This is a genomic window from Kluyvera sp. CHPC 1.2972 (genome assembly GCF_036759925.1).
In the GTDB taxonomy this organism is placed as follows: domain Bacteria; phylum Pseudomonadota; class Gammaproteobacteria; order Enterobacterales; family Enterobacteriaceae; genus Kluyvera.
This window is the reverse complement of sequence record NZ_JAPKIB010000003.1, coordinates 1-20,805: the sequence shown is the minus strand read 5'-3', so window position 1 is coordinate 20,805 and position 20,805 is coordinate 1. Positions and strand designations below refer to the sequence as shown.

Genomic DNA, 20,805 nt, shown 5'->3' with positions numbered 1-20,805 from the left:
AGCGGTAATTATCATGAGTCTTGTGATGATTGCTATTTTTCTACTGAGCGTGGCTTCCGTACTGATGCCGCAATAATATTGCGGTGGATACAAACTCCCCACGCGACTGCGCGGAGAGTGCCATTGCTACAGCCCTAATTCGCTAAGCTCCGGATGATCGTCCGGGCGTTTGCCCAGGGGCCAGTGGAACAGGCGCTCATCGTCACGAATCGGTAGGTCATTCAGACAGGCAAAGCGACGTTGCATCAGGCCATCCTCGTTAAATTCCCAGTTTTCATTACCGTAGGAACGAAACCAGTTGCCGGAATCGTCATGCCATTCATAGGCATAACGCACGGCAATACGGTTGCCTTCAAAAGCCCATAGCTCTTTGATCAGCCGATACTCTTGCTCTTTTTTCCATTTTCTCTCGAGGAAGGCCTGCGCCTCAGCGCGTCCGTGGATGAACTCGGCGCGATTTCGCCACTGGGTATCGGTGGTGTAGGCCAGCGCGACGTTCACCGGGTCGCGACTGTTCCAGCCATCCTCTGCAAGACGAACTTTTTCAATAGCACTTTCGCGAGTAAAAGGCGGCAGCGGCAGGCGACGGTTGCTCATAAAGACCTCCAGAGTGATAATGTAGACAGGTCTGTCTACTTGGTGCTACCGTATTCTCGTCCCTGGAGTTTGTCAACGGTGAAAAAACGATGAATAACGCGGTAAAAAACGGTTCAAAGGCCCTCAGCGCCAGGGAAAAAATTCTCACCACGGCGCATGTGCTTTTTTATCAGTACGGCATTCGTGCCACCGGTGTTGATAAAATTATCGAGCTGGCCGGGGTGACTAAAGTCACGTTCTATCGTCACTTTCCCAGCAAGAATCAGCTGATTATTGCCTATCTGGATTATCGCCACACGCTGTGGATGACGTGGTTTAGCTGCACGCTACAGCAGCAAAGTGACGCCGGGCAGGCACCTGCTGCTGCGCTGGTCGCTACGATGCGGCAGTGGTGGGAACAGCCTGATTTTCGCGGCTGCGCTTTTCTGAATGCGACGGCGGAGATAGGCGAGGCGCTACCCGAGGTCGAGCAATTGACCCGCGAACATAAAGCCGCCGTTGCCGCTGAACTGGCAGGGCGCTGGCCGGGCCATGAGACAGCGGCGGTAGTGGTGGCGCTGGACGGGGCGATTATGCACGCGCAGATGGGGCTGCCCGTTGAGGCCGTTGTGACGCAACTGGGGCAGATCCTGAATGCGCTGCTGCCAGCGGTTAATAGGTTAGCGTAATCACCACCGTGTCGGAATAGCCCCCCGCTGACGGCCACTTTTGCGCGGGTACATTGCCGTAGACCACCAGATTCTGCGGCTGACCATCGCTGGCGTACTGTTTTTCTGGGTTGTCCGGCGACCACTCGATAGCATGTGCGGCATCCTGATACAGGTCGTAGCTGATGCACTCGCCGTTGTGGCAAAGCTGCCGGGCGTTGCCATCGGCGTGCAGCCCGTAGCCGATACTCACGGAGTAGCTGGTGCCCGACGGACATTGAATATTGACCCCGGCGGTCGAACTTGCCTGCAATGTTTCCGCTTCGACAGGCGTTTTGCTACCAAATTCCATGTCGTCGACGCTGACAATCTCGCAGCCATTTTTCACTATCGCAGAGGCGCTGATTTGATCGGTGATAAGCGTGCCTGACTCCGCACTGCACGATGGCAGTGACTGCATTGACGACGCTGATGTATAGCGTATCTGAACGCTGGTAGCGTAGTCGTAATAGGTTCCGGCACTGATATTGGTCTGCCCTGGGGATATTTTACCGATCAGCGGAATATCATGCTCGAGGTTGTTTTGTCCTCCACCCAGTTCCATATCAATTTGTGCATAAACGTTACCATTCTGACTCAACGGGTGGTGCAGGTCGTAGATCGAGTACAGGGAAAAATAAAGCGGTGTTGTAGACGGCTCATTCAGGCTCATGGGGATAGGGTCGCTTGCCATGAGTTTTAGACAGGCGCGAACGTACTCGGTTTTGCCGTCGAAGTTGTTACAGGAAAACGATAGCTTTGTGCTGGTGATACTGCTTTGGCCGGGCGTGATGGTACCAAAATTTAGCCCAGGAGGGCTGCCGTTCCAGCAGTCTGCCGCTTTGGCGGCAGGGCACAATATAAACATCAGCGCCAGCAGCACGCTGATGACGCCCAATGAACGAGTTACTGGCATCGCGTTTTCATCATATCTACGGAGTGGGACCGGCTGAGCTGCTGCGGCAGCGTCACCTGACAGGATGAGGAGCCCCACTGAACGCTGACTTTGCCGCCAGCCGGTGGGTCCTCAAGGTAAATTTTACCCTCATAGCCCGCGATAGTTTGTTGCGTGCCGTGGGATGGGGTTTCACCTTGCGCCGTACTTACGTTGACCTGCGCCGAGAACGGAACATTTTTACCGTCGGCAGTTTTTACCGTCATTAGCAGCGCATGGGTTTTATAGATGACGAATTTAGCCAGCGCCCCGCTGGCGGTTTTTGGGATCAATATTTCGCCGGTATAGGGTGCGCGGTACTCTTCGTCTAACTGGAGTACATCAATATCCAGATGGTTTTCCTGATATGGGTTGAGGTTATTGAGGAACAGCATCCCATTTTTATCGGTGTGACCCACCGGTCGATGCTCCAGATAAACCGGCACGTCCGGCACGTTTGAAGTATCGACAATGGCAAAGGCGCTGCCCAGCACGCGAGTGGCGTAAAAATGGCCCATAAACAAGCCGAGTGCGCCCGACATTGAGCCATAGTAATCGCTGCTATTGTCCTGGCGGTTGAAGCCCAGCGCCATATCGCTCCAGTTATTACGGTGCTGAACGGTGGCGTGAAGCGCGGCGTTATCACCGTTTTGCGCGGACATGTTCCATCCCCAGCCCGGTTTATTCGCATCGAGCGAGTGGGCCAGACTTGCCTGCATGGCGTTACCCTCGTTATCGTGGCTGTTCTGCAACGAGACGTAATCTTTATGTTGGTTCAGAGGCATACTGAAGTTCAGGTAAAGCGTGGTGTTGCGTTCGTCGCCGAGCTCGCGGGTAAGGCTAGTGGCGAGGGTAATGCCATGCGAGAAGCTTTTTGACCACGAAAGGCCAGCGTACTGCGACGAGGAATCAGGATAGGTCTGGTTCACCCAGCTCACACCGAAAGTGCCGCTGGACTCAAAGGTTATGCTGGCAAAGGCAGAGTCTTCTCGGGTTGTCAGGGTGTTATCTGCCAGAGATGAAACATCCCGGTAGCCGCGGCTTGCCTGCGAATGGTTAAGCGCAACATTATAACGGCGGTTATTCCACTGCCATCCGGAACCCCACTGAGTGCCACTATCGTTATCATACTGGCTGTTCGATGCATTAAGGTGAAACACGCCGAGCGTGGGCGACAGTAAATAATCCCAGCCTAACCCCTGATTGTGTAAATGCGCGCTTTGTTCGGCATGGAGTCCAAGCGTTGATTTATTACTGGCCCCATATCGCCAGTCGCCCACGCCAACAAATTCGCTGTCGTAGCTAAACGATTTGTAGGTGTAATCTTTCCTTATCCAGCCTGCGCTCACGCCCCAAGTGTTCAGCCCGGCAGAGAGTAATTGCGTCGCGCCGTAGAGATCCAGATTCACCACCCGTTGCTGACCGTTGATGTCGGTGATCACCACCTGAGCACCTTCATTACCGGTGAAAATCGGTGCGGTATTTAGCGTAAATTGCCCGGGGTCTACTCGCTGTGAGGAGGTTTTCACCCCGCGGACGTAGAGGTCGACGGTGGATGGCAGGGTAACGCTATCGGTCAGAATATCCTGTGACGATGTACTGAAGTTAGGCTGCGTTGCGTAGTTATGGGCGATATTGATACCGCCAAAACGCACGCTGTTGTTCCAGCTTTGCGTGGTAGTAACGCTGTCGCCCAGCGTCATGGAGAACAGATTGTCGACGTTTTGATAGACCCAACTGCTCATCAAGCGATGCGTGCCGCGCTCCGCGTCGCTACTGCCTGTAGCGTCTTTGCTGTTGAATGATGAGCTAAAAAAACCGGGGCCGAGCCCAAAGGTTCTAAACTCACTAAATAGCGAGGCATCCTGTTCACCATTTTCATGGCTGGTAAACACATTGTAGTTCAGCGCCAACCCGCGCACTTCAGGCGAAAGCTGGGAGGCATGAATGAGATGTGAGCCATTGCGGTTGGCCAGACGGCTGTCACGGCCAAGCCACTCTTTGCTGGCAACGATGTTGATACTCTGACTCAGGTTATCAAACGTGACGTCCAGACCGTCCTGCGGGCTGAGATCGAGATAGCCCTGCTTTTCAGGCAGAGAGGCCGTTTTGATGTCGAGTTTTTTAGCATCATTGGCGGAAATATAGAGTTTATTATCAATATTTTTGGCCTTCACAAATCCTTTAACTACCTGCCCGTTAACCGTTGCGGTCAGGTAAAGTGTTGCATTTGTTGCGGCATATGCGTGAGTACAGACCAAAAACCAGAGCGGTAAGGTATTACGGGGTAATATTGATGGTCTGTATTTTCTCATTATCGTTCAGATTTAGTGATAAAGATGACGCAGTCGTCATTCCTTTCGGTAAAGGCCATTCCTTTTCACTCTGTGGCAGTACGTACCCGAGTAACCCTTTACTCATCGGCACGCTCTGGGCACCAACGTGAAGCGTGATGTCGCTTAGCTTGAGATGCTGTGTGCCATTGTTACGTACTTTAAGCATCACCGGATGCGCGAGCTGGTCGATGGAGAAAGTCACGCTGTTGAGATCCGGTTGCTGCTCTTTGCAGTTCACAAAAACCGGGATGGAGTAGCGAAGGAGAAACCGCACGCCATCTTTCTCCGCCATGTTGCTACTGCTGGGAAGTTCATCCACCACCAGACGATAAGCCAGTTCGGTATCTCCGCCTGGCGGCACCGGAAGGATAATGCGGATAAGCTGCTCGCGAGCAGCGGGAATGGTGGTCATCGGCGGGCTGACCAGTAAGTCCTCAGTGTCGCTCAGCGTGTCTTTATTGTTTTGCTGGTGCCAGGCGTAAACGCGAATCTGTGCGCCGATAGCAGCGCTACCCACGTTTTTCACGTAGATAGCCTGCGCGGTTTCCCTGGCGCAAAAACCGACGTTAACCGGGTACACCTGGAGGGTGGCAGCATATGAAGGTAAGGCGAATAACAAGCCCAATGTTGAAAGCAAGATGCCAGCCAGTTTACGATTCATATGCTTTGATCCAGCGCTAAATTAGTAGGTGACGGTGAGTGTTACGGTGTCGGCATAATCCCCTGCAGGAGCTTGTGCCAGCGCATCGGCGGCCACTTTACCGTAGATTGGGATCACCTGGGCGGAGCCGCTACCGCTACCCGAAATAGCCGTCGTCGCGAGGTCGCTTGTTCTGTTGGCGTCACTGTACAGGTTGTAGGCCACCGTTTCCGACGTATCCTTGTTCTTCATGGAATAAGCGCGGCCGCTCTCGCTGTTGAGCATATAGCTTGTTCCTGAGGTACAGGTCACGGAAGCGTCAGCGGAAACATCAATTTCTCCGGAGTCGCTGGCATGCGAACCGAAATCCATATCCGCAACGTTTATCTGGCAGGATTTCTGAACGGTCAGATTGACGTGCATATCCGCAGATGCCGTCAGGGATGAATCATCCGCAAACGCGGCGGATGAAAATAAAATGCTAATCGCAGTCAGCGTTAATGCAGTGGCTTGACGGTTAATCATTTTAAAACTCACTAAATTCTCAATTGTTTTGGGGTGGGGTGTTAACGGGGGGCGGAGAATAAAGATTAGGAATTTTCTTAGATTGAGTAATCGTGCTATGTCTACGAGATGTGAATGGCAAGATCTGATATTAACAACTTAGGGCTAATACATTATTGTTGCGCAATACCTGGCAGCATTGCGCAATAGCGGGTTAACGCAGCGTACGAATCGCCGCAATCAAGCGTTCGACGCCTTGTTCCAGCTTCACTCGCGGGCAACCGGCATTCAGACGAATAAAACCGTTACCTTCTTCGCCGTAGGTATAGCCCGGCATAATGGCGACCTTCTGCTGTTTAATTAACACATCCTGCAGTTTACGATCGTCAATCTTCAGCGGACGCAAATCAATCCATGCCAGATAGGTTGCCTGCGGCATCGACCATTGCAGTTCCGGGAAGGCGGCGTTCAGCGTTTTCTCGATATAACGCATATTTTCCTGCAGATATTCGCGCAGGGCATCCAGCCAGGGTTCACCCTGTTTGTAGGCCGCAATATGGGCGACCAGCGCCGGAACGGAGGGGGAAGAGAGGCCGTCGCGGTTTTTCAACGCAGTAATATAGGCTTCGCGTGAGACGTCATCGACAATCATGCCGTATGCACCGGTCAACGCCGGAATATTGAAGCTTTTAGACCCCGAAGTGAACAGTGCCCACTCGCCGCGAGCCACGTCGCTCCATGGAATATGCGCATGGCCTTGCCAGGTCATATCCATATGAATTTCATCACTTATCACGCGCACGTTATGTTTTTCGCACAGGGCCGCCATGGTCTCGAGCTCTTCACGCGTCCAGACTTTACCCGTCGGGTTTTGCGGGCTACACAGCAACAGCACGCTGTTATGAGGTTCAGCGAGCACGGCTTCGAGTTTGCCCATATCGCAGAACCACTGGCCATCGTGCTTATCCATCGGCACACCAACCACCCGGCGTTGATTACCTTCGATGGTTTTAAAGAACGCGTCATAGGCAGGGGTATGCACCACGATGCCGTCACCAGGTTTTGACCACTGGCGGATCATTTCAGACACCATATAGATGACAGAAGGACCGTAGACGAGGGTGTTGGTATCAATTACCGCATGAAAACGGTGGGCGTACCAGTGGGCAATGGCGGGAAGAAACTCATCGTTTTTCCAGCGGCTGTAGCCAAACACACCGTGGGAAAGACGTTTGCTCAGCGCGTCCAGAATGCAGGGCGCGGTGGCGAAGTCCATATCAGAAATAGTAAACGGCAGCAGGTCTGCGTCGCCAAAGCGGTCGGCAACATAGTCCCATTGGGTGCACCAGGTGCCGTGTCGGTCAATCACCGTTGAAAAATCAAACATGTGGAGATCCTAACGAAGGGAAGATTGGGCTATTTTGCCCCTGTTACGCACAGGGGCAAAGGGCTTACGCTTGAACGGAGTTCATCAGTACCGACATTTCGTCTTTCACCGACTGTACCTGCGGGCCAATGACCACCTGCAGGTTGTGCTGGTTCAGTTTTACCACGCCAATAGCACGGTTGGCTTTCAGCGTATCGACGTCGACTTTGTCCATGTCGTTTACCGACAGGCGAAGACGGGTGATGCAGTTGTCGAGCGAGACGATATTCTCAGCACCGCCCAGCGCCTGAAGGATAACCGGCACGTTGTAGCCGGATTTTCCGGTCACGCCGCTGGAGGTGTGCTCTGCCGCAGGCGCGGTATCCACATCGCGACCCGGCGTTTTGATGTTAAAGCGCACGATAGCGAAGCGGAAAATCGCATAGTAAACCGCGAACCAGATGGCTGCGACGACCGGCACCAGGTACCATTTGGTCGACAGACCGTGCAGGATACCGAACACCACGAAGTCGATGATATTGCCGTCGGTGTTACCGATGGTCACGCCGAGCACCGCCATGATGGTGAAGCCCAGACCGGTCAGCAGCGCGTGGATTACGTACAGTACCGGAGCAACGAACAGGAACAGGAATTCCAGCGGTTCAGTGGTGCCGCCCACGACGCAGGCGATAACGCCGGAAATCAGCAGGCCTTTAATTTTATGACGGTTTTCCGGACGAGCGCAGTGGTACATCGCCAGCGCTGCGCCAGGCAGGCCGCCGAGGAACGCTGGCATTTTACCCTGAGACAGGAAGCGGGTCGCGCTTTCGGAGAAGCCGTGGGTGGTCGGGCAGCTCAGCTGCGCCTGGAAGATGGTCAGTGCGCCGCTGACGTCATGGCCGCAGACGTCCATGGTGCCGCCCGCTTCGGTAAAGCGAATCAGCGCCACCAGAATGTGATGCAGGCCGAACGGCAACAGCAGACGTTCACCGGTACCGAAGATCATCGGACCAAAATCACCGGCGCTGTTGATCACGTGGCCCAGCGCGTTGATGCCCATGGCAAATACCGGCCATACCAGCGGGATCACCAGGCCGACCAGACCCAGCACGATGGTGGTGATAATCGGTACAAAACGGGTGCCGCCAAAGAAGGCCAGCGCATCCGGCAGACGGATGGTGTGGAAGCGTTCATGCAGCATCCAGACGATAATCCCGCAGATAACCGCGCCGAGAATACCGGTGTCGATGGACTGAATACCGATAATGTTCTGAATGTTATTGGCTTTCAGGATCGCGGCGTCGGTGGTTGGCAGGATGCCTTTGGCGGTCAACCAGAAGTTGACGGCCAGGTTCATCACCGCATAGCCGACGAAACCCGCGAAAGCGGCGACGCCTTTGTTATCACGCGCCAGCCCCAGTGGAATGGCGATACAGAACATCACCGGCAGGAAGCTAAAGGCGAAGGAGCCAACTTTGCTCATCCAGATAAAGACGGCCTGCAGGAACGGCGTATCAAGCCACGGCAGTAGCGTGGTGACGTCATGGCTGCTAAGCGAGCTGCCGATCCCGAGCATGATCCCGCAGAAGGAAAGCAGGGCAACCGGCAGCATAAAGGTTTTGCCAAGCTGCTGGAAAAATTCCCAGAGGGTGACTTTTGGTGCGGTATTCGCCGTCATGAAACGACTCCTTAATCCTGAAAAAAGGGTTTCTAACAATCACGGGACAGGAAGATAAAACGTTTTACCATTTTTTAGTGAGAAACAAATCACAAAAGCAAGTGATAATAAGGTTTATAAAGTACGTCTATTGATAAAACGTTTTATCTCTTGAGCAAAAGGAGCCCTGCTGGAACCATGGCGATTGCAAAGAAAGTCACCATTAACGATGTTGCACTGGCGGCCGGTGTGTCCGTCAGTACCGTTTCGCTGGTTCTCAGCGGTAAAGGGCGAATATCTTCCGCGACGGGTGAGCGCGTCTACCAGGCGATTGACCAGTTAGGCTTTGTGCGTAACCGCCAGGCCGTCTCGCTGCGCGGGGGGCAAACGGGGGTGATTGGGCTGATTGTCGGCGACCTTTCGTCACCGTTTTATGCCGAACTGACTGCGGGGATGACCGCCGCCCTTGAATCGCAGGGCAAAATGGTGTTTTTGACCCAGGGCGGGAAGCGGGGCGAGCAGATGCTGCAGCGTTTCGATGCGCTGGTGTCGCAGGGCGTTGACGGGGTGGTGATCGCCGGTTCGGTCGATCAGGCCGCTGAACTGCGGGCAAAAGCGGCAGAAACGGAAACACCATTGGTGTTTGCTTCACGCGCCAGCTACCTCGATGAAGTCGACATTATTCGTCCGGACAATATGCAGGCGGCGCAACTGGTGACCGAACATCTGATCCGCCGGGGCCATCAGCGCATTGCCTGGCTCGGTGGGCAGAGCTCATCGTTGACCCGCGCTGAGCGGGTCGGCGGCTACTGTGCCACGCTGATTAAATACGGGCTGCCATTCCACAGCGATTGGGTGCTGGAGTGTGAGACCAGCCAGAAGCAGGCGTCGGAAGCGATCACCAGACTGTTGCGCCATAACCCGACGATTAGCGCCGTGCTGTGCTACAACAGCGTGATTGCGATGGGCGCGTGGTTTGGTCTGATGCGGGCGGGTAAGCAGAGCGGTGAAGACAGTGTCGAAAGCTATTTTGAGCAGCGCGTCGCGCTGGCGGCGTTTGCCGATGTGCCTGAAAAGGCGCTTGATGACGTGCCGCTGACCTGGGTGACGACGCCAGCACGCGAAATGGGGCAAAGCGTTGCCGAGCGGATTTTGCAGCGTATTGATACCGGGCAAGGGACGGCGAGAAACGTGATTATGCCGCCGCGGCTGGTGGCGCGGAAATAGGGTGCGGGAGACGTTCCCGGCGTCGCGTTGCTCGGCCGGGCTCGGATTACTACGGTAATAAAAAAAGCGCCTTAAAGGCGCTTTTTTTGATTATGGTGCAGGGAGGGTTGCGGGTTCATCCGGCTGGGCCAGGCCCGGCATGCCGAACATACCAACAAACTCTTCCAGCGGCATTTTCTGCCCGTTCAGCGTGACCTGACCTTCACCGTACTGCAGGCTGCTGCTGATAGCATTGTCCTGTGTGGTGGTCAGACGGAACATCTGTCCCATCGCCGCCAGGCCCTGAATCTGCTGTGCGGCCAGCTTGGCCGCATCTGCCTGCTGATAGCCTTCCAGGCGCGCGACCTGAGTCATCAACTCGGTTGCCATCTCCATTGGGATCACCAGCTTGGCATCCAGCGATTTCACGCCGCGGTCAACCTGTTGAGCCAGCGTGGTGGCTTCACCGGTCGCCTGTGCGGGGTCTTTCAGCGCCAGTGAGAGGTTCAGCGAACTTTCGCCTTTCGCGTTTTTCCAGCTCAGAGGTGACAGTGTCACAACCGGATCGCCTTTCAGCAGAATCGGCAGGGTGTTGAACAGCGCGTCGACCGCTTTTTGCTGGTACAACTCTGGGTTTTGCGCCAGATCCGGCTGCGCCATCAGCGCCTGAGTCTGCGCCTGATACTGCTGGCTGAACTGATGCATCGCCACGCCGTCAATACCGTCCACTTTCAGCGTCAGCTGCCCGCTGCCGAAATCCTGGTTCTGTAGTTTGAGGTTATTCAGCGTGTAGTCGAGCTGGCTGTTAATTTTTTTGCCATCAGGCGTCAGGGTCGATTTCCCGGCAATGGTCATACCGGTTAGTTCGGCCAGATCTTTTCCTTCAACGGAGACCGCCAGGCGCTCCAGGGAGAGGGTCTGATCACCGATGCGCTCTTCAAACGAGGTCAGCTTGCTGGAGCCGTCAGTTTTCAGGTTGTTGAAGGTGAACTGCACTTTCTGATCGTATTCGTTAACCGCGTTGACCTGGCCGCTTTTGGCTTCACCGGTCAGCGATACCAGGCTACCCTGGCGGTCTGCAGAGAGCACAAAATCACCGCCGCTGAAGGTGACCTTCTCGGCATCTTTTTCGTAATCCAGCGGTTTGAGCGCAATGGTGGATTCGGTATCGCCGTTATAGCTGATGCGGGTGTTGATATCGAATGGTGAGGTGCCTTTGGCGATATCAAATAGCGGCTTGGTCACGTCGTTGTTGACCAACACGGTATTCACGCTTGCCATCGCAGGGGCAAGGTTGAAGGATTTCAGCGACGCCAGCGGGATTGGACCGTGGCTGACGGACTCATCCAGAATCACGCTTTGACCCGGTTTTAACCATGAATTTTCCGCGCCAGTCAGCGGCTTCACCACCATTTTTAGCTGGCTGCTGAAGACGCCGCGCTGGTAGTCCTGATAGCCGATCTCAAGACCGGCTTCCGGCGCGCTCAGCTTCAACTGGGCATTTGCCTGAGAGACCATTTCCGCAATATGTGATTCCAGTTGTTTGCCCGTGTACCAGGCTCCACCCGTCCAGACCACCCCTAAAGCGACGATAATACCTGCGGCTACCAGCGTTTTTTTCATAGTATTTGTCCATAAAAATGAAACCAGGCGGGAAAGCCGCCTGGTTGAGTCATAAGGCTATGCAAAAGAGTAGCAAGCCTGTCCTGAAACTTCAGTATTTACTTTAACTTATTATAAACACGCGCTAAACGGCCGCTGCCGCTGACCTGAATCGGTGATTCATTCGCCGCGACGAAGGCGGATTCACCCGGTTTCAGCACCAGGCGCTGGTCGTTTTTGCTCAGTACGGATTCGCCGTCTACGCAGAACAGAATAGCGGCGCCATCCTGAGTCAGCGTGGCTTCGCTGGCGCTAAGGGTGTGCAGTGAGAAGGCGAAATCTTCAACCGGAATCGGGAAGTCCAGCGTCTCGCCGTGCTGTGCCGGCTGGGTCAGCAGTTCGTTTGCCGGTTTGGCGGTGAACTTAACGTTCGCCACCAGTTCAGGGATATCAATATACTTCGGCGTGAGGCCAGCGCGCAGAACGTTATCGGAGTTCGCCATCACCTCAAGCCCGGTGCCGCGCAGGTAGGCGTGCGGGGTTTCGGCATACAGGAACATCGCTTCGCCCGGGTTGAGCTGAACAATGTTCAGCAGCAGCGGGGAGAAGAGGCCGCTGTCGTCCGGATAGAACTCAGCAATCAGGCGAATCGCATCCCAGGCAAGGCCTTGTTGGCCTTCCAGCGCCGCGCGCAGCACCTTCAGCGCGTGGGCTTTCTCGTCGCCCTGCATATTGAGCAGGCCCGCGAACAGGGCGCTCAGGCGTTCGCTGGTCGGCTGGGCGATAAACTCGCCGATAGCCGGGTTTGCGTCAGCAACCGGCTGCAGCAGTGAGGCGATTTCTGCGAACTCACGGAAGGCGTTCATCGCCAGGAACGGCGTCAGCGCAAAGACCAGCTCTGGTTTGTGGTTTGGATCTTTGTAGTTGCGTTCGGCAGCGTCCAGCGGGATCCCGGCAGCGTTTTCCTTCGCAAAACCCACTTCCGCTGCTTTTTTGCTCGGGTGGACCTGAATAGAGAGCGGTTGTGCGGCGCAAAGTACCTTAAACAGGTAAGGTAACTCGCCAAAGCGGGCGGCAACGTTGGCCCCCAACAGCGTGGTTTTATCGGCATCAATCACGTCGCGCAGCGACTGCTCGACGCCGTGGCTGTCGGTAATCTTTGAGCTGCTCTTCGGGTGTGCGCCCATCCACAGCTCTGCCATCGGCAGACCTTCAGGATTCGCCATACCGTAGAGTTCCGTTAACGCAGTTTTGCTGCCCCAGGCATAGTTTTGCACTGAGTTGATGAGTTTTTGCATTATCAAGCCCTGTTTCAATGTGGATTCTTTGGGCTGTATTAAAGCAAAAAAATGCGCTGTCGTATGCCGCAGAAATAAAAAGTCGTACTTGTCTCAGTTTTTGTTAAAAAATTGTGTACGATAGGGTAACTCGCTTTTAACCTGGGCAAATGGAAAGCCTGCCCTTCATAACATCATCAAAGCAGTAAGTGAGAGCACAATGTCGAATAAACCTTTCTACTATCAGGATCCTTTTCCGTTAGAAAAGGATGAGACCGAATACTACCTGTTAAGCAACGACTACGTTTCCGTCGCAGAATTTGAAGGGCAGGAAGTCCTCAAAGTTGCCCCGCAAGCGTTGACGCTTCTTGCCAAACACGCCTTCCACGATGCTTCCTTTATGCTTCGCCCCGCGCACCAGCAGCAGGTTGCGGATATCCTGAATGACCCGGAAGCCAGCGAAAACGACAAGTACGTAGCGTTGCAGTTCCTGCGTAACTCCGATATCGCGGCGAAAGGTATCCTGCCGACCTGCCAGGACACCGGTACGGCGATCATCATGGGTAAAAAAGGCCAGCGCGTCTGGACCGGTGGCGGCGATGAAGCGGCGCTGGCTCGCGGTGTGTACGACACCTTTATCGAAGACAACTTGCGCTACTCGCAAAACGCGCCGCTGGATATGTACAAAGAGGTCAACACTGGCACTAACCTGCCAGCGCAGATTGATCTCTACAGCGTGGATGGTGACGAATATAAGTTCCTGTGCATTGCCAAAGGCGGCGGCTCGGCTAACAAAACCTACCTCTACCAGGAAACCAAAGCGCTGATCACCCCAGCCAAGCTGAAAACTTACCTGGTGGAGAAGATGCGTACCCTCGGCACTGCTGCTTGCCCGCCGTACCATATTGCCTTTGTGATTGGCGGTACCTCTGCGGAAGCCACGCTGAAAACCGTGAAACTGGCGTCGACCAAGTATTATGACGGTCTGCCAACCGAAGGTAACGAGCACGGCCAGGCATTCCGCGACGTACAGCTTGAAAAAGAGCTGCTGGTTGAGGCGCAGAATCTGGGCCTCGGGGCGCAGTTCGGCGGCAAATACTTTGCGCACGATATCCGCGTGGTGCGTCTGCCGCGTCACGGCGCGTCCTGCCCGGTCGGGATGGGCGTTTCCTGCTCCGCTGACCGTAATATCAAAGCCAAAATCAACCGCCACGGCATCTGGATTGAGAAACTGGAAAATAACCCAGGCAAGTACATCCCAGAATCACTGCGTAAAGCGGGCGAGGGCGAGGCGGTGAAGGTTGATCTGAACCGTCCGATGAGCGACATCCTCAAGCAACTTTCCCAGTACCCGGTCTCTACGCGTCTGTCGCTGAGCGGCACTATCATCGTGGGCCGCGACATTGCGCACGCCAAGCTGAAAGAGCGTATGGATAAAGGCGAAGGGCTGCCGCAGTACATTAAAGATCACCCGATCTACTACGCGGGCCCGGCGAAAACCCCTGAAGGATATGCCTCAGGCTCACTGGGGCCAACCACCGCAGGGCGCATGGACTCCTACGTTGACCAACTGCAGGCGGAAGGCGGCAGCATGATCATGCTGGCAAAAGGCAACCGTAGCCAGCAGGTGACCGACGCCTGCCATAAGCACGGCGGCTTCTACCTCGGCAGCATCGGCGGCCCGGCGGCGGTGCTGGCACAAAGCAGCATCAAGAGTCTGGAATGCGTGGAGTACCCGGAGCTGGGTATGGAAGCTATCTGGAAAATTGAAGTGGAAGACTTCCCGGCGTTTATCCTGGTGGATGACAAAGGCAACGACTTCTTCCAGCAGATTCAGGCGTCGCAGTGCGCTCGCTGCGTAAAATAATCTCTTTTACCGCCCTTCGGGGCGGTTTTTGTTTCTCCGTTCATACTTATCTTTTTCGCAAGAGCAATGTCACTTCACAATCACTTTGAATTCAAGGAGAAGGTAATGACAACGTCACGCCGCGAAAGCGATTCTATGGGGCCGATTGAGGTTCCTGCCGACAAACTGTGGGGCGCGCAAACCCAGCGCTCTCTGGAGCATTTCCGGATCTCCACCGAGAAAATGCCGCTTTCGCTGATTTATGCCCTGGCGCTAACCAAGCGTGCGGCGGCTAAGGTTAACCAGGATTTAGGCCTGTTAGCAGCGGATAAAGCCGATGCCATTATGGCTGCCGCCGATGAAGTCCTGAAAGACCAGCACCCCGACGAGTTCCCGCTGGCTATCTGGCAGACCGGCTCGGGCACCCAAAGCAATATGAACATGAACGAGGTGCTGGCTAACCGCGCCAGCGAACTGCTGGGCGGTGATCGCGGCATGACGCGCAAAGTGCATCCGAATGATGACGTGAACAAAAGCCAAAGCTCAAACGACGTTTTCCCAACGGCGATGCATGTAGCGGCGGTGATTGCGCTGCGCGAACATCTGCTGCCGCAGTTGGCGGTATTGCAGGAGACGCTGCGCCAGAAATCGGAAAGCTTCCGCGATATCGTCAAGATTGGCCGTACGCATCTGCAGGACGCTACGCCGTTGACGCTCGGCCAGGAGTTCTCCGGCTGGGTGGCGATGCTGGAGCACAATCGTCGCCATCTGGAACAGAGCCTGCCGCACCTGAGCGAACTGGCTCTGGGCGGCACCGCCGTCGGCACCGGGTTGAACACCCATCCAGAATACGCCGTCCGTGTAGCAAAAGAGCTGGCGTCGTTGACCGGGCAACCGTTTATCACGGCGCCGAATAAATTCGAAGCGTTAGCGACTTGCGATGCGCTGGTTCATGCCCACGGGGCGCTAAAGGGTTTGGCGGCATCGCTGATGAAAATCGCCAATGACGTTCGCTGGCTGGCCTCCGGCCCGCGCTGCGGTATCGGCGAACTTGCTATTCCGGAAAACGAACCGGGTTCCTCCATCATGCCGGGTAAAGTCAACCCGACCCAGTGCGAAGCGATGACCATGCTGTGCTGCCAGGTGATGGGCAACGATGTGGCGGTTAATATGGGCGGCGCATCCGGCAACTTCGAGCTTAACGTTTATCGCCCGATGATCATCCACAACGTGCTGCAATCCGTGCGTCTGCTGGCCGACGGCATGGAGAGCTTTAACGAGCACTGCGCGGTGGGGATTGAGCCTAACCGTGAGCGTATCGACCAGTTGCTTAACGAGTCGTTAATGCTGGTGACGGCGCTAAACACCCACATCGGCTACGACAAAGCGGCGGAGATTGCCAAAAAAGCGCATAAAGAGGGGCTGACGTTGAAGAACGCGGCGCTGGCGTTAGGTTATCTCAGCGCCGAGGAGTTTGACCGCTGGGTGCGACCTGAAGAGATGGTCGGCAGTCAGGTAAGCGGGGCTTAATCCGGCGCTAACCACAGGTGCAGCCGCTCAATCATCAGCTTAAGCGGCTGCGCTTCCGGTTTGTGTCGGTGTTGGACGTTATCGGCATCATAGTTCAGCAATTCACCAAGGTCCGGCACGCTGACGCCGTTACGCCCGGAGATCACCGCAATCAGCGGGCCAGGGCAGGCGTATTGTATCTGTTTCTGTTCGCCGGCGTACCAAACGCGGGCAATCGGCTGCACCTTCACCGGGCGTTTGATTTTCAGCTTCGCCTGCTGCGGCAGCGCCGCAATATCCTGATATTCTCGTTCCAGCCTCGACTGCCACTGTTCACGGGTCCACGGCGGCACCGCACGCGGTGACTTCAGGCTTTTTTCGAGCTGTGCCAGCACGTCATCGCGGGTCAGATTCTTGATGATATGTTTATTCGCCCAGCCGAAGCGGATGGTGCTTGGGTCGGAGAGCAGGGTGAGCGAGCGGTAGGCGTTGAGGGTGATCAAACCGGGAATATAGCGGTGAACCCATTCAAAACGCGCCACCGACGGCAGGCCCGAATCGACGGTGATTATCTGCTCCAGCGCGGCCTTTAACGCGTTAATGTGCTGCACGCGTGCGGCGAGCGCTTCATGCTGCTCATTGGTTGCCTGCAGGCAGATAGCACCGGGAAGACGTACCGCCGCCTTGCTGCTGAGATTCTCCGACTGCTGCTGAATAAACAGATGGTTAAAGTGTTTCAGTGCCATCTCAAAGGCGGTTTGCCCCAGATGCTGGACAACCTGAATCTGGGATAGCGGCGCGTGCTCTGACGTTTTCTTGACTTCAGGCAGCTCAAATATCCGCGCGGTGAGCAGACGAAAGGCGGAGAGTTCATCGCGTAGATCCAGCAGGTTACGCTCTATCTGACGAAAGGTGTCTGTTAACCGCTCAACGAGGTCGTAGCTGGCCATGATTAGCACTCCGCGATTAAATTAGTTACAACATACTATATGTGCCGTTCACTATAAGCCAGAATCTGGCACCGTGCAAACCGCGGTCAGCTAGCCGCGGGCAGGGTGATATGGTGGTAGATAGGCCAGGTCAGGCTGAAACGTGCGCCGCCCAGCGGGCTGACGTCACAGTGCGCCTGTCCGCCCATCGCCACGGCGATAGAGTGGACGATGGCTAGCCCCAATCCACAGCCACCGGTCGCCCGGTCACGGCTTGGGTCGAGGCGGACAAACGGTTCGAATACGCGCTCACGCTCGCCTTCGGCAATGCCGGGGCCGTCGTCGTCGACCTGCAGGCAGGCCATGCTGCCGTGCAGTATCAGGCTGACCTGAATTCGTGATTGGCTGTAGCGCATGGCGTTGTTGATAAGGTTATCGAGCACGCGCTCCATCAGGCGCATATCCAGCGCGCCGTAATCGCCTGGCGTAATCTGGTCAACGGTCACTTCGCGTTGCGGATTCACTGCTTGCACATCTTCGACGTGTGTGGCGATCCACTGCGGTAGGTCTGGCGTAGTCAGTGACAGTTCGGTCTGCGGGCGGTCGAGGCGCGCGTAGGTCAGCAGCTCCTCAATCAGCGCTTCCAGTTGCCCAATATCGCGATTGAGCGCCAATGACTCGGCTTCGGTCAGGTTTTCACTCATTTCCAGCCGATAGCGCAAACGCACCAGGGGCGTACGCAGCTCATGGGCAATACCGTCGATCAGCTGTTTCTTACTGGCAATCAGCGCATTGATGTTATCGGCCATCTGGTTAAAGGCGACGCCAAGACGTTCGAAGCTGGACATACTGTCAAAGTGAATACGCTCATTCAAATGCCCCTCACCAAAGCGCTGTGCGGCGCTCTCCAGACGCAGCATGTCCTGCCAGTGTGGACGCATCCAGATAAACACCGGAAAGGCGAGTGAGATGGCGATAAACGCCATAAGCGCAATATCCAGCAGCCGCATCTCATGCATAAAGTAGAGATAGGGGATCGGCCCGACGGCCAGCACATAGTGGCTGCGCGGGATGCGCTGAATAAAGGTGTACTGGTCATCAAGCGCGACGATATCACCCGCCCGGAGATGCTGCATGGAGCTTTCTCCCAACTGGAATTTGCTCAGCGGCTCAATACGCAGATCAAACGACAGATTAAGGTCAAGCTCGTTGAGCGTTTTGCTCCAGTTACGCGGCGGAATTTCACGCAGTTCGCTACGCATCAGATACAGGGAACTTTTCATCAGGTCGTCAAGCGACTGACGACCGGCCCGTTCGGCGGTGAACTTATAGACCAGCCCGACCAACATGGTCATGACCAGAAAGCAGACAAACAGCAGCAGGTAAAACTGTACAAACAGCTTTTTCATGGAAAATCACCGAACGTTCAATGTGTTAACTATTCATATTTCCCACAAAGGGAAGGCGATATCTATGGATACGTCGACTCCAAAGGGAAGTTGGCGGCGGTTAACCATGCTTATCCTGGCAGAGTACACTGGATCAAGTATTTCTGCATTCTTGTGAATGCGATACCCAACGATAAATGTGCTGTGGTCATCGTTTGGTTTCATGTGAAGGTTCAGGAGGCAATGACGCTCAGATGACATGATTTATTTTTCATATGAAGGCCAAAATAAAACAAAAAACACTTTTTATTTACGAAGTTATAACTTGTGTTTTTCAATGAATACTTAGCCTGATATTAATGTCATCATTCATTAGAATTATTATATTGAAAATATAAATGGCAAATGTAATATCTTTATCATTAGTTCGCGAGTCGAAATAAGTTATTAAATTGTTAATTTGAGTTCGGTTTTTTTGAAGGTTGTTAATTATTTTGTTTTTTTGATGGCGTCATGCTTTCAAACGAAAATATTATTTGCATTATAGCCAAGCACCTTGGCTAGAAACACCAATTAAAAGATGGTTGTTCATTGCAGATTAATTTTTTAAAAACAATTATTTATGAGTATTTTGGGCTTGTGGGTTTCTTTTTATTAAATATCAAACGAGCGGGTAATGGATTGTCTGCTACTTATCCATTATTTTTGAGAACGCTCTAATGAAAAACACCGCTATAGGTATTTTTATAACTGCTACGCTGTTAGCGGTTAATTCCTTTGCAAATGCATCACTTACAGGTGCCGATCTGGATGCCGCTAACGCATACTTTAGCGCACACCCCGATATTGATAAATACGCATCGTGGATTCGCACTGCGGTCATGTCGTCCGACACGCTGAAAGATGCGAACTATAAACTGGTGAGAAATAGCTATTACGACCCCGTAAAACACGAGGTTATTTATGTTTCTCAGATTGGTAATGTCGTTACTCCCCCTACCACAACAGTAATACTTAATCCTACTTTACCGTCCGTAGCGGTAAACGCGAATAAGCCCGTCATTGTACCGCCTACGGTGCCTCAGAATGAACCTGGTCTTCTTGCTGTCATATCGCCTCCTGTTGCAGTCAGCACGGTGACCGTAGCGAAAAGTAATACGGTATTGAACGTTAGCTATACCAAAAATGATCCTACGGGCCAGCCTGTTGATGTAAGAGCACTAGCGCAAGCGGCGCTTACCACCAGCAAATATGCGGCGGCTAATGCCCCACGAGATGGTATTGACGGTAAAAATGGCGCTGACGGTCACGATGGTGCTAAAGGCGACAAGGGGGATACCGGCGCACAGGGTTTACAGGGTATTCAGGGCGTCGCTGGAGCCAATGGTAAAGATGGTGCTGACGGTCATGATGGCGCTAAAGGCGACAAAGGCGACAAAGGCGACAAAGGCGACAAAGGTGACACCGGTGCTCAGGGTCTGCAAGGCATTCAGGGCGTAGCTGGAACCAATGGTACAGATGGTGCTGACGGTCATGATGGCGCTAAAGGCGACAAAGGTGACACCGGAGCTCAGGGTCTACAAGGCATTCAGGGCGTCGCTGGAGCCAATGGTAAAGATGGTGCTGATGGCCACGATGGCGCTAAAGGCGACAAAGGCGACAAAGGCGACAAAGGTGACACCGGTGCTCAGGGTCTGCAAGGCATTCAGGGCGTAGCTGGAACCAATGGTACAGATGGTGCTGACGGTCATGATGGCGCTAAAGGCGACAAGGGTGACACCGGTGCACAGGGTATTCAGGGCGTCGCTGGAGCCAATGGTACAGATGGTGCTGCCGGTCATGATGGCGCTAAAGGTGACAAAGGTGACAAAGGTGACAAAGGTGACACCGGTGTACAGGGTTTACAGGGTTTACAGGGTATTCAGGGCGTCGCTGGAGCCAATGGTAAAGATGGTGCTGACGGTCACGATGGCGCTAAAGGCGACAAAGGTGACACCGGTGCACAGGGTTTACAGGGTATTCAGGGCGTCGCTGGAGCCAATGGTAAAGATGGTGCTGACGGTCATGATGGCGCTAAAGGTGACAAAGGTGACAAAGGTGACACCGGCGCACAGGGTTTACAGGGTATTCAGGGCGTAGCTGGAGCCAATGGTAAAGATGGTGCTGACGGTCACGATGGCGTGACAAGAGTACAGGTTGATACCAAAACGCAAAAGCAGGTAGTCAATAACGGGCAAAAGATACTTAGCAATAGTCTCAATATTACGGCCAATTGAATCGCCACGGGTTTAACAGACACCTCAGAGTCATTTAAGATGGCTTAAAGAG

Annotated in this window: 16 protein-coding genes; 5 read left to right on the top strand and 11 right to left on the bottom strand. The window is 54.2% G+C overall.

Going from position 1 to position 20,805, the window contains the following annotated elements; genetic code table 11:
• Positions 1-126 precede the first annotated feature (126 nt).
• On the bottom strand, positions 127-597 hold the full coding sequence (locus V6944_RS06055) for a nuclear transport factor 2 family protein (RefSeq protein ID WP_333498270.1): 471 nt from the start codon (positions 595-597) through the stop codon (positions 127-129).
• Between the two features lie 89 nt (positions 598-686).
• Here V6944_RS06055 and V6944_RS06050 point away from each other — a divergent pair, with 89 nt between their 5' ends.
• Complete coding sequence (locus V6944_RS06050) at positions 687-1,265, top strand: TetR/AcrR family transcriptional regulator (RefSeq protein WP_333498269.1); 579 nt, start codon at positions 687-689, stop codon at positions 1,263-1,265.
• Here the strand turns inward: V6944_RS06050 and V6944_RS06045 are convergent.
• The 6 genes from V6944_RS06045 to malX all read right to left on the bottom strand — a co-directional run bounded on the left by V6944_RS06045 (position 1,249) and on the right by malX (position 8,741).
• Complete coding sequence (locus V6944_RS06045) at positions 1,249-2,199, bottom strand: Csu type fimbrial protein (RefSeq protein ID WP_333498268.1); 951 nt, start codon at positions 2,197-2,199, stop codon at positions 1,249-1,251. The genes V6944_RS06050 and V6944_RS06045 overlap by 17 nt on opposite strands.
• Complete coding sequence (locus tag V6944_RS06040) at positions 2,190-4,394, bottom strand: fimbria/pilus outer membrane usher protein (RefSeq protein WP_333498267.1); 2,205 nt, start codon at positions 4,392-4,394, stop codon at positions 2,190-2,192. The genes V6944_RS06045 and V6944_RS06040 overlap by 10 nt, the downstream gene beginning before the upstream one ends.
• Before the next feature lie 103 nt (positions 4,395-4,497).
• Positions 4,498-5,214 (bottom strand): fimbrial biogenesis chaperone, encoded by a 717-nt coding sequence (locus V6944_RS06035; protein ID WP_333498266.1) that lies wholly within the window; start codon positions 5,212-5,214, stop codon positions 4,498-4,500.
• A 21-nt stretch (positions 5,215-5,235) separates the two neighbouring features.
• The gene (locus V6944_RS06030; RefSeq protein ID WP_333498265.1) at positions 5,236-5,718 is read right to left on the bottom strand and encodes a Csu type fimbrial protein; all 483 of its coding nucleotides are present in this window, start codon (positions 5,716-5,718) and stop codon (positions 5,236-5,238) included.
• A 193-nt stretch (positions 5,719-5,911) separates the two neighbouring features.
• Positions 5,912-7,084 (bottom strand): MalY/PatB family protein, encoded by a 1,173-nt coding sequence (locus tag V6944_RS06025; protein ID WP_333498264.1) that lies wholly within the window; start codon positions 7,082-7,084, stop codon positions 5,912-5,914.
• Between the two features lie 64 nt (positions 7,085-7,148).
• Positions 7,149-8,741 (bottom strand): maltose/glucose-specific PTS transporter subunit IIBC, encoded by a 1,593-nt coding sequence (gene malX / locus V6944_RS06020; protein WP_333498263.1) that lies wholly within the window; start codon positions 8,739-8,741, stop codon positions 7,149-7,151.
• 177 nt (positions 8,742-8,918) lie between these two features.
• Here malX and V6944_RS06015 point away from each other — a divergent pair, with 177 nt between their 5' ends.
• Positions 8,919-9,947 carry a Mal regulon transcriptional regulator MalI gene (locus V6944_RS06015; protein ID WP_333498262.1) on the top strand — a complete coding sequence of 343 codons (1,029 nt, stop codon included), beginning with the start codon at positions 8,919-8,921 and terminating at the stop codon, positions 9,945-9,947.
• Positions 9,948-10,037: 90 nt separating this feature from the next.
• Here the strand turns inward: V6944_RS06015 and V6944_RS06010 are convergent, their stop codons facing one another.
• Both V6944_RS06010 and manA read right to left on the bottom strand, forming a co-directional pair.
• A complete protein-coding gene (locus V6944_RS06010; RefSeq protein WP_333498261.1) occupies positions 10,038-11,549 on the bottom strand; it encodes a YdgA family protein in 1,512 nt (503 codons plus the stop codon).
• Positions 11,550-11,647: 98 nt separating this feature from the next.
• A complete protein-coding gene (gene manA, locus V6944_RS06005) occupies positions 11,648-12,826 on the bottom strand; it encodes a mannose-6-phosphate isomerase (protein ID WP_333498260.1) in 1,179 nt (392 codons plus the stop codon).
• Positions 12,827-13,025: 199 nt separating this feature from the next.
• Here manA and fumA point away from each other — a divergent pair, with 199 nt between their 5' ends.
• Both fumA and fumC read left to right on the top strand, forming a co-directional pair.
• Positions 13,026-14,672 (top strand): class I fumarate hydratase FumA, encoded by a 1,647-nt coding sequence (gene fumA / locus V6944_RS06000; protein WP_333498259.1) that lies wholly within the window; start codon positions 13,026-13,028, stop codon positions 14,670-14,672.
• Positions 14,673-14,777: 105 nt separating this feature from the next.
• Positions 14,778-16,181: a class II fumarate hydratase gene (gene fumC / locus V6944_RS05995; RefSeq protein WP_333498258.1), complete on the top strand. Its 1,404-nt coding sequence runs from the start codon at positions 14,778-14,780 to the stop codon at positions 16,179-16,181.
• On the opposite strand, the gene tus is transcribed toward fumC, so the two are convergent.
• Positions 16,178-17,110: a DNA replication terminus site-binding protein gene (gene tus, locus V6944_RS05990; protein WP_333498257.1), complete on the bottom strand. Its 933-nt coding sequence runs from the start codon at positions 17,108-17,110 to the stop codon at positions 16,178-16,180. The two genes, fumC and tus, sit on opposite strands and share 4 nt — an antisense overlap.
• Positions 17,111-17,196: 86 nt before the next feature.
• Complete coding sequence (gene rstB / locus V6944_RS05985) at positions 17,197-18,498, bottom strand: two-component system sensor histidine kinase RstB (protein ID WP_333498256.1); 1,302 nt, start codon at positions 18,496-18,498, stop codon at positions 17,197-17,199.
• A 698-nt stretch (positions 18,499-19,196) separates the two neighbouring features.
• On the opposite strand from rstB, the gene V6944_RS05980 reads away from it, so the two are divergent.
• Positions 19,197-20,753, top strand: a complete 1,557-nt coding sequence (locus V6944_RS05980) for a hypothetical protein (RefSeq protein WP_333498255.1) — start codon at positions 19,197-19,199, stop codon at positions 20,751-20,753.
• Positions 20,754-20,805: the final 52 nt, after the last annotated feature.

Coding starts and splice junctions, on each gene's coding strand:
- V6944_RS06010 (WP_333498261.1), bottom strand. CDS start 11,549: ATGAAAAAAACGCTGGTAGCCGCAGGTATTATCGTCGCTTTAGGGGTG.
- V6944_RS06050 (WP_333498269.1), top strand. CDS start 687: ATGAATAACGCGGTAAAAAACGGTTCAAAGGCCCTCAGCGCCAGGGAA.
- V6944_RS06015 (WP_333498262.1), top strand. CDS start 8,919: ATGGCGATTGCAAAGAAAGTCACCATTAACGATGTTGCACTGGCGGCC.
- fumC (WP_333498258.1), top strand. CDS start 14,778: ATGACAACGTCACGCCGCGAAAGCGATTCTATGGGGCCGATTGAGGTT.
- V6944_RS06025 (WP_333498264.1), bottom strand. CDS start 7,084: ATGTTTGATTTTTCAACGGTGATTGACCGACACGGCACCTGGTGCACC.
- tus (WP_333498257.1), bottom strand. CDS start 17,110: ATGGCCAGCTACGACCTCGTTGAGCGGTTAACAGACACCTTTCGTCAG.
- V6944_RS06045 (WP_333498268.1), bottom strand. CDS start 2,199: ATGCCAGTAACTCGTTCATTGGGCGTCATCAGCGTGCTGCTGGCGCTG.
- fumA (WP_333498259.1), top strand. CDS start 13,026: ATGTCGAATAAACCTTTCTACTATCAGGATCCTTTTCCGTTAGAAAAG.
- V6944_RS06055 (WP_333498270.1), bottom strand. CDS start 597: ATGAGCAACCGTCGCCTGCCGCTGCCGCCTTTTACTCGCGAAAGTGCT.
- V6944_RS06035 (WP_333498266.1), bottom strand. CDS start 5,214: ATGAATCGTAAACTGGCTGGCATCTTGCTTTCAACATTGGGCTTGTTA.
- V6944_RS05980 (WP_333498255.1), top strand. CDS start 19,197: ATGAAAAACACCGCTATAGGTATTTTTATAACTGCTACGCTGTTAGCG.
- V6944_RS06030 (WP_333498265.1), bottom strand. CDS start 5,718: ATGATTAACCGTCAAGCCACTGCATTAACGCTGACTGCGATTAGCATT.
- manA (WP_333498260.1), bottom strand. CDS start 12,826: ATGCAAAAACTCATCAACTCAGTGCAAAACTATGCCTGGGGCAGCAAA.
- rstB (WP_333498256.1), bottom strand. CDS start 18,498: ATGAAAAAGCTGTTTGTACAGTTTTACCTGCTGCTGTTTGTCTGCTTT.
- malX (WP_333498263.1), bottom strand. CDS start 8,741: ATGACGGCGAATACCGCACCAAAAGTCACCCTCTGGGAATTTTTCCAG.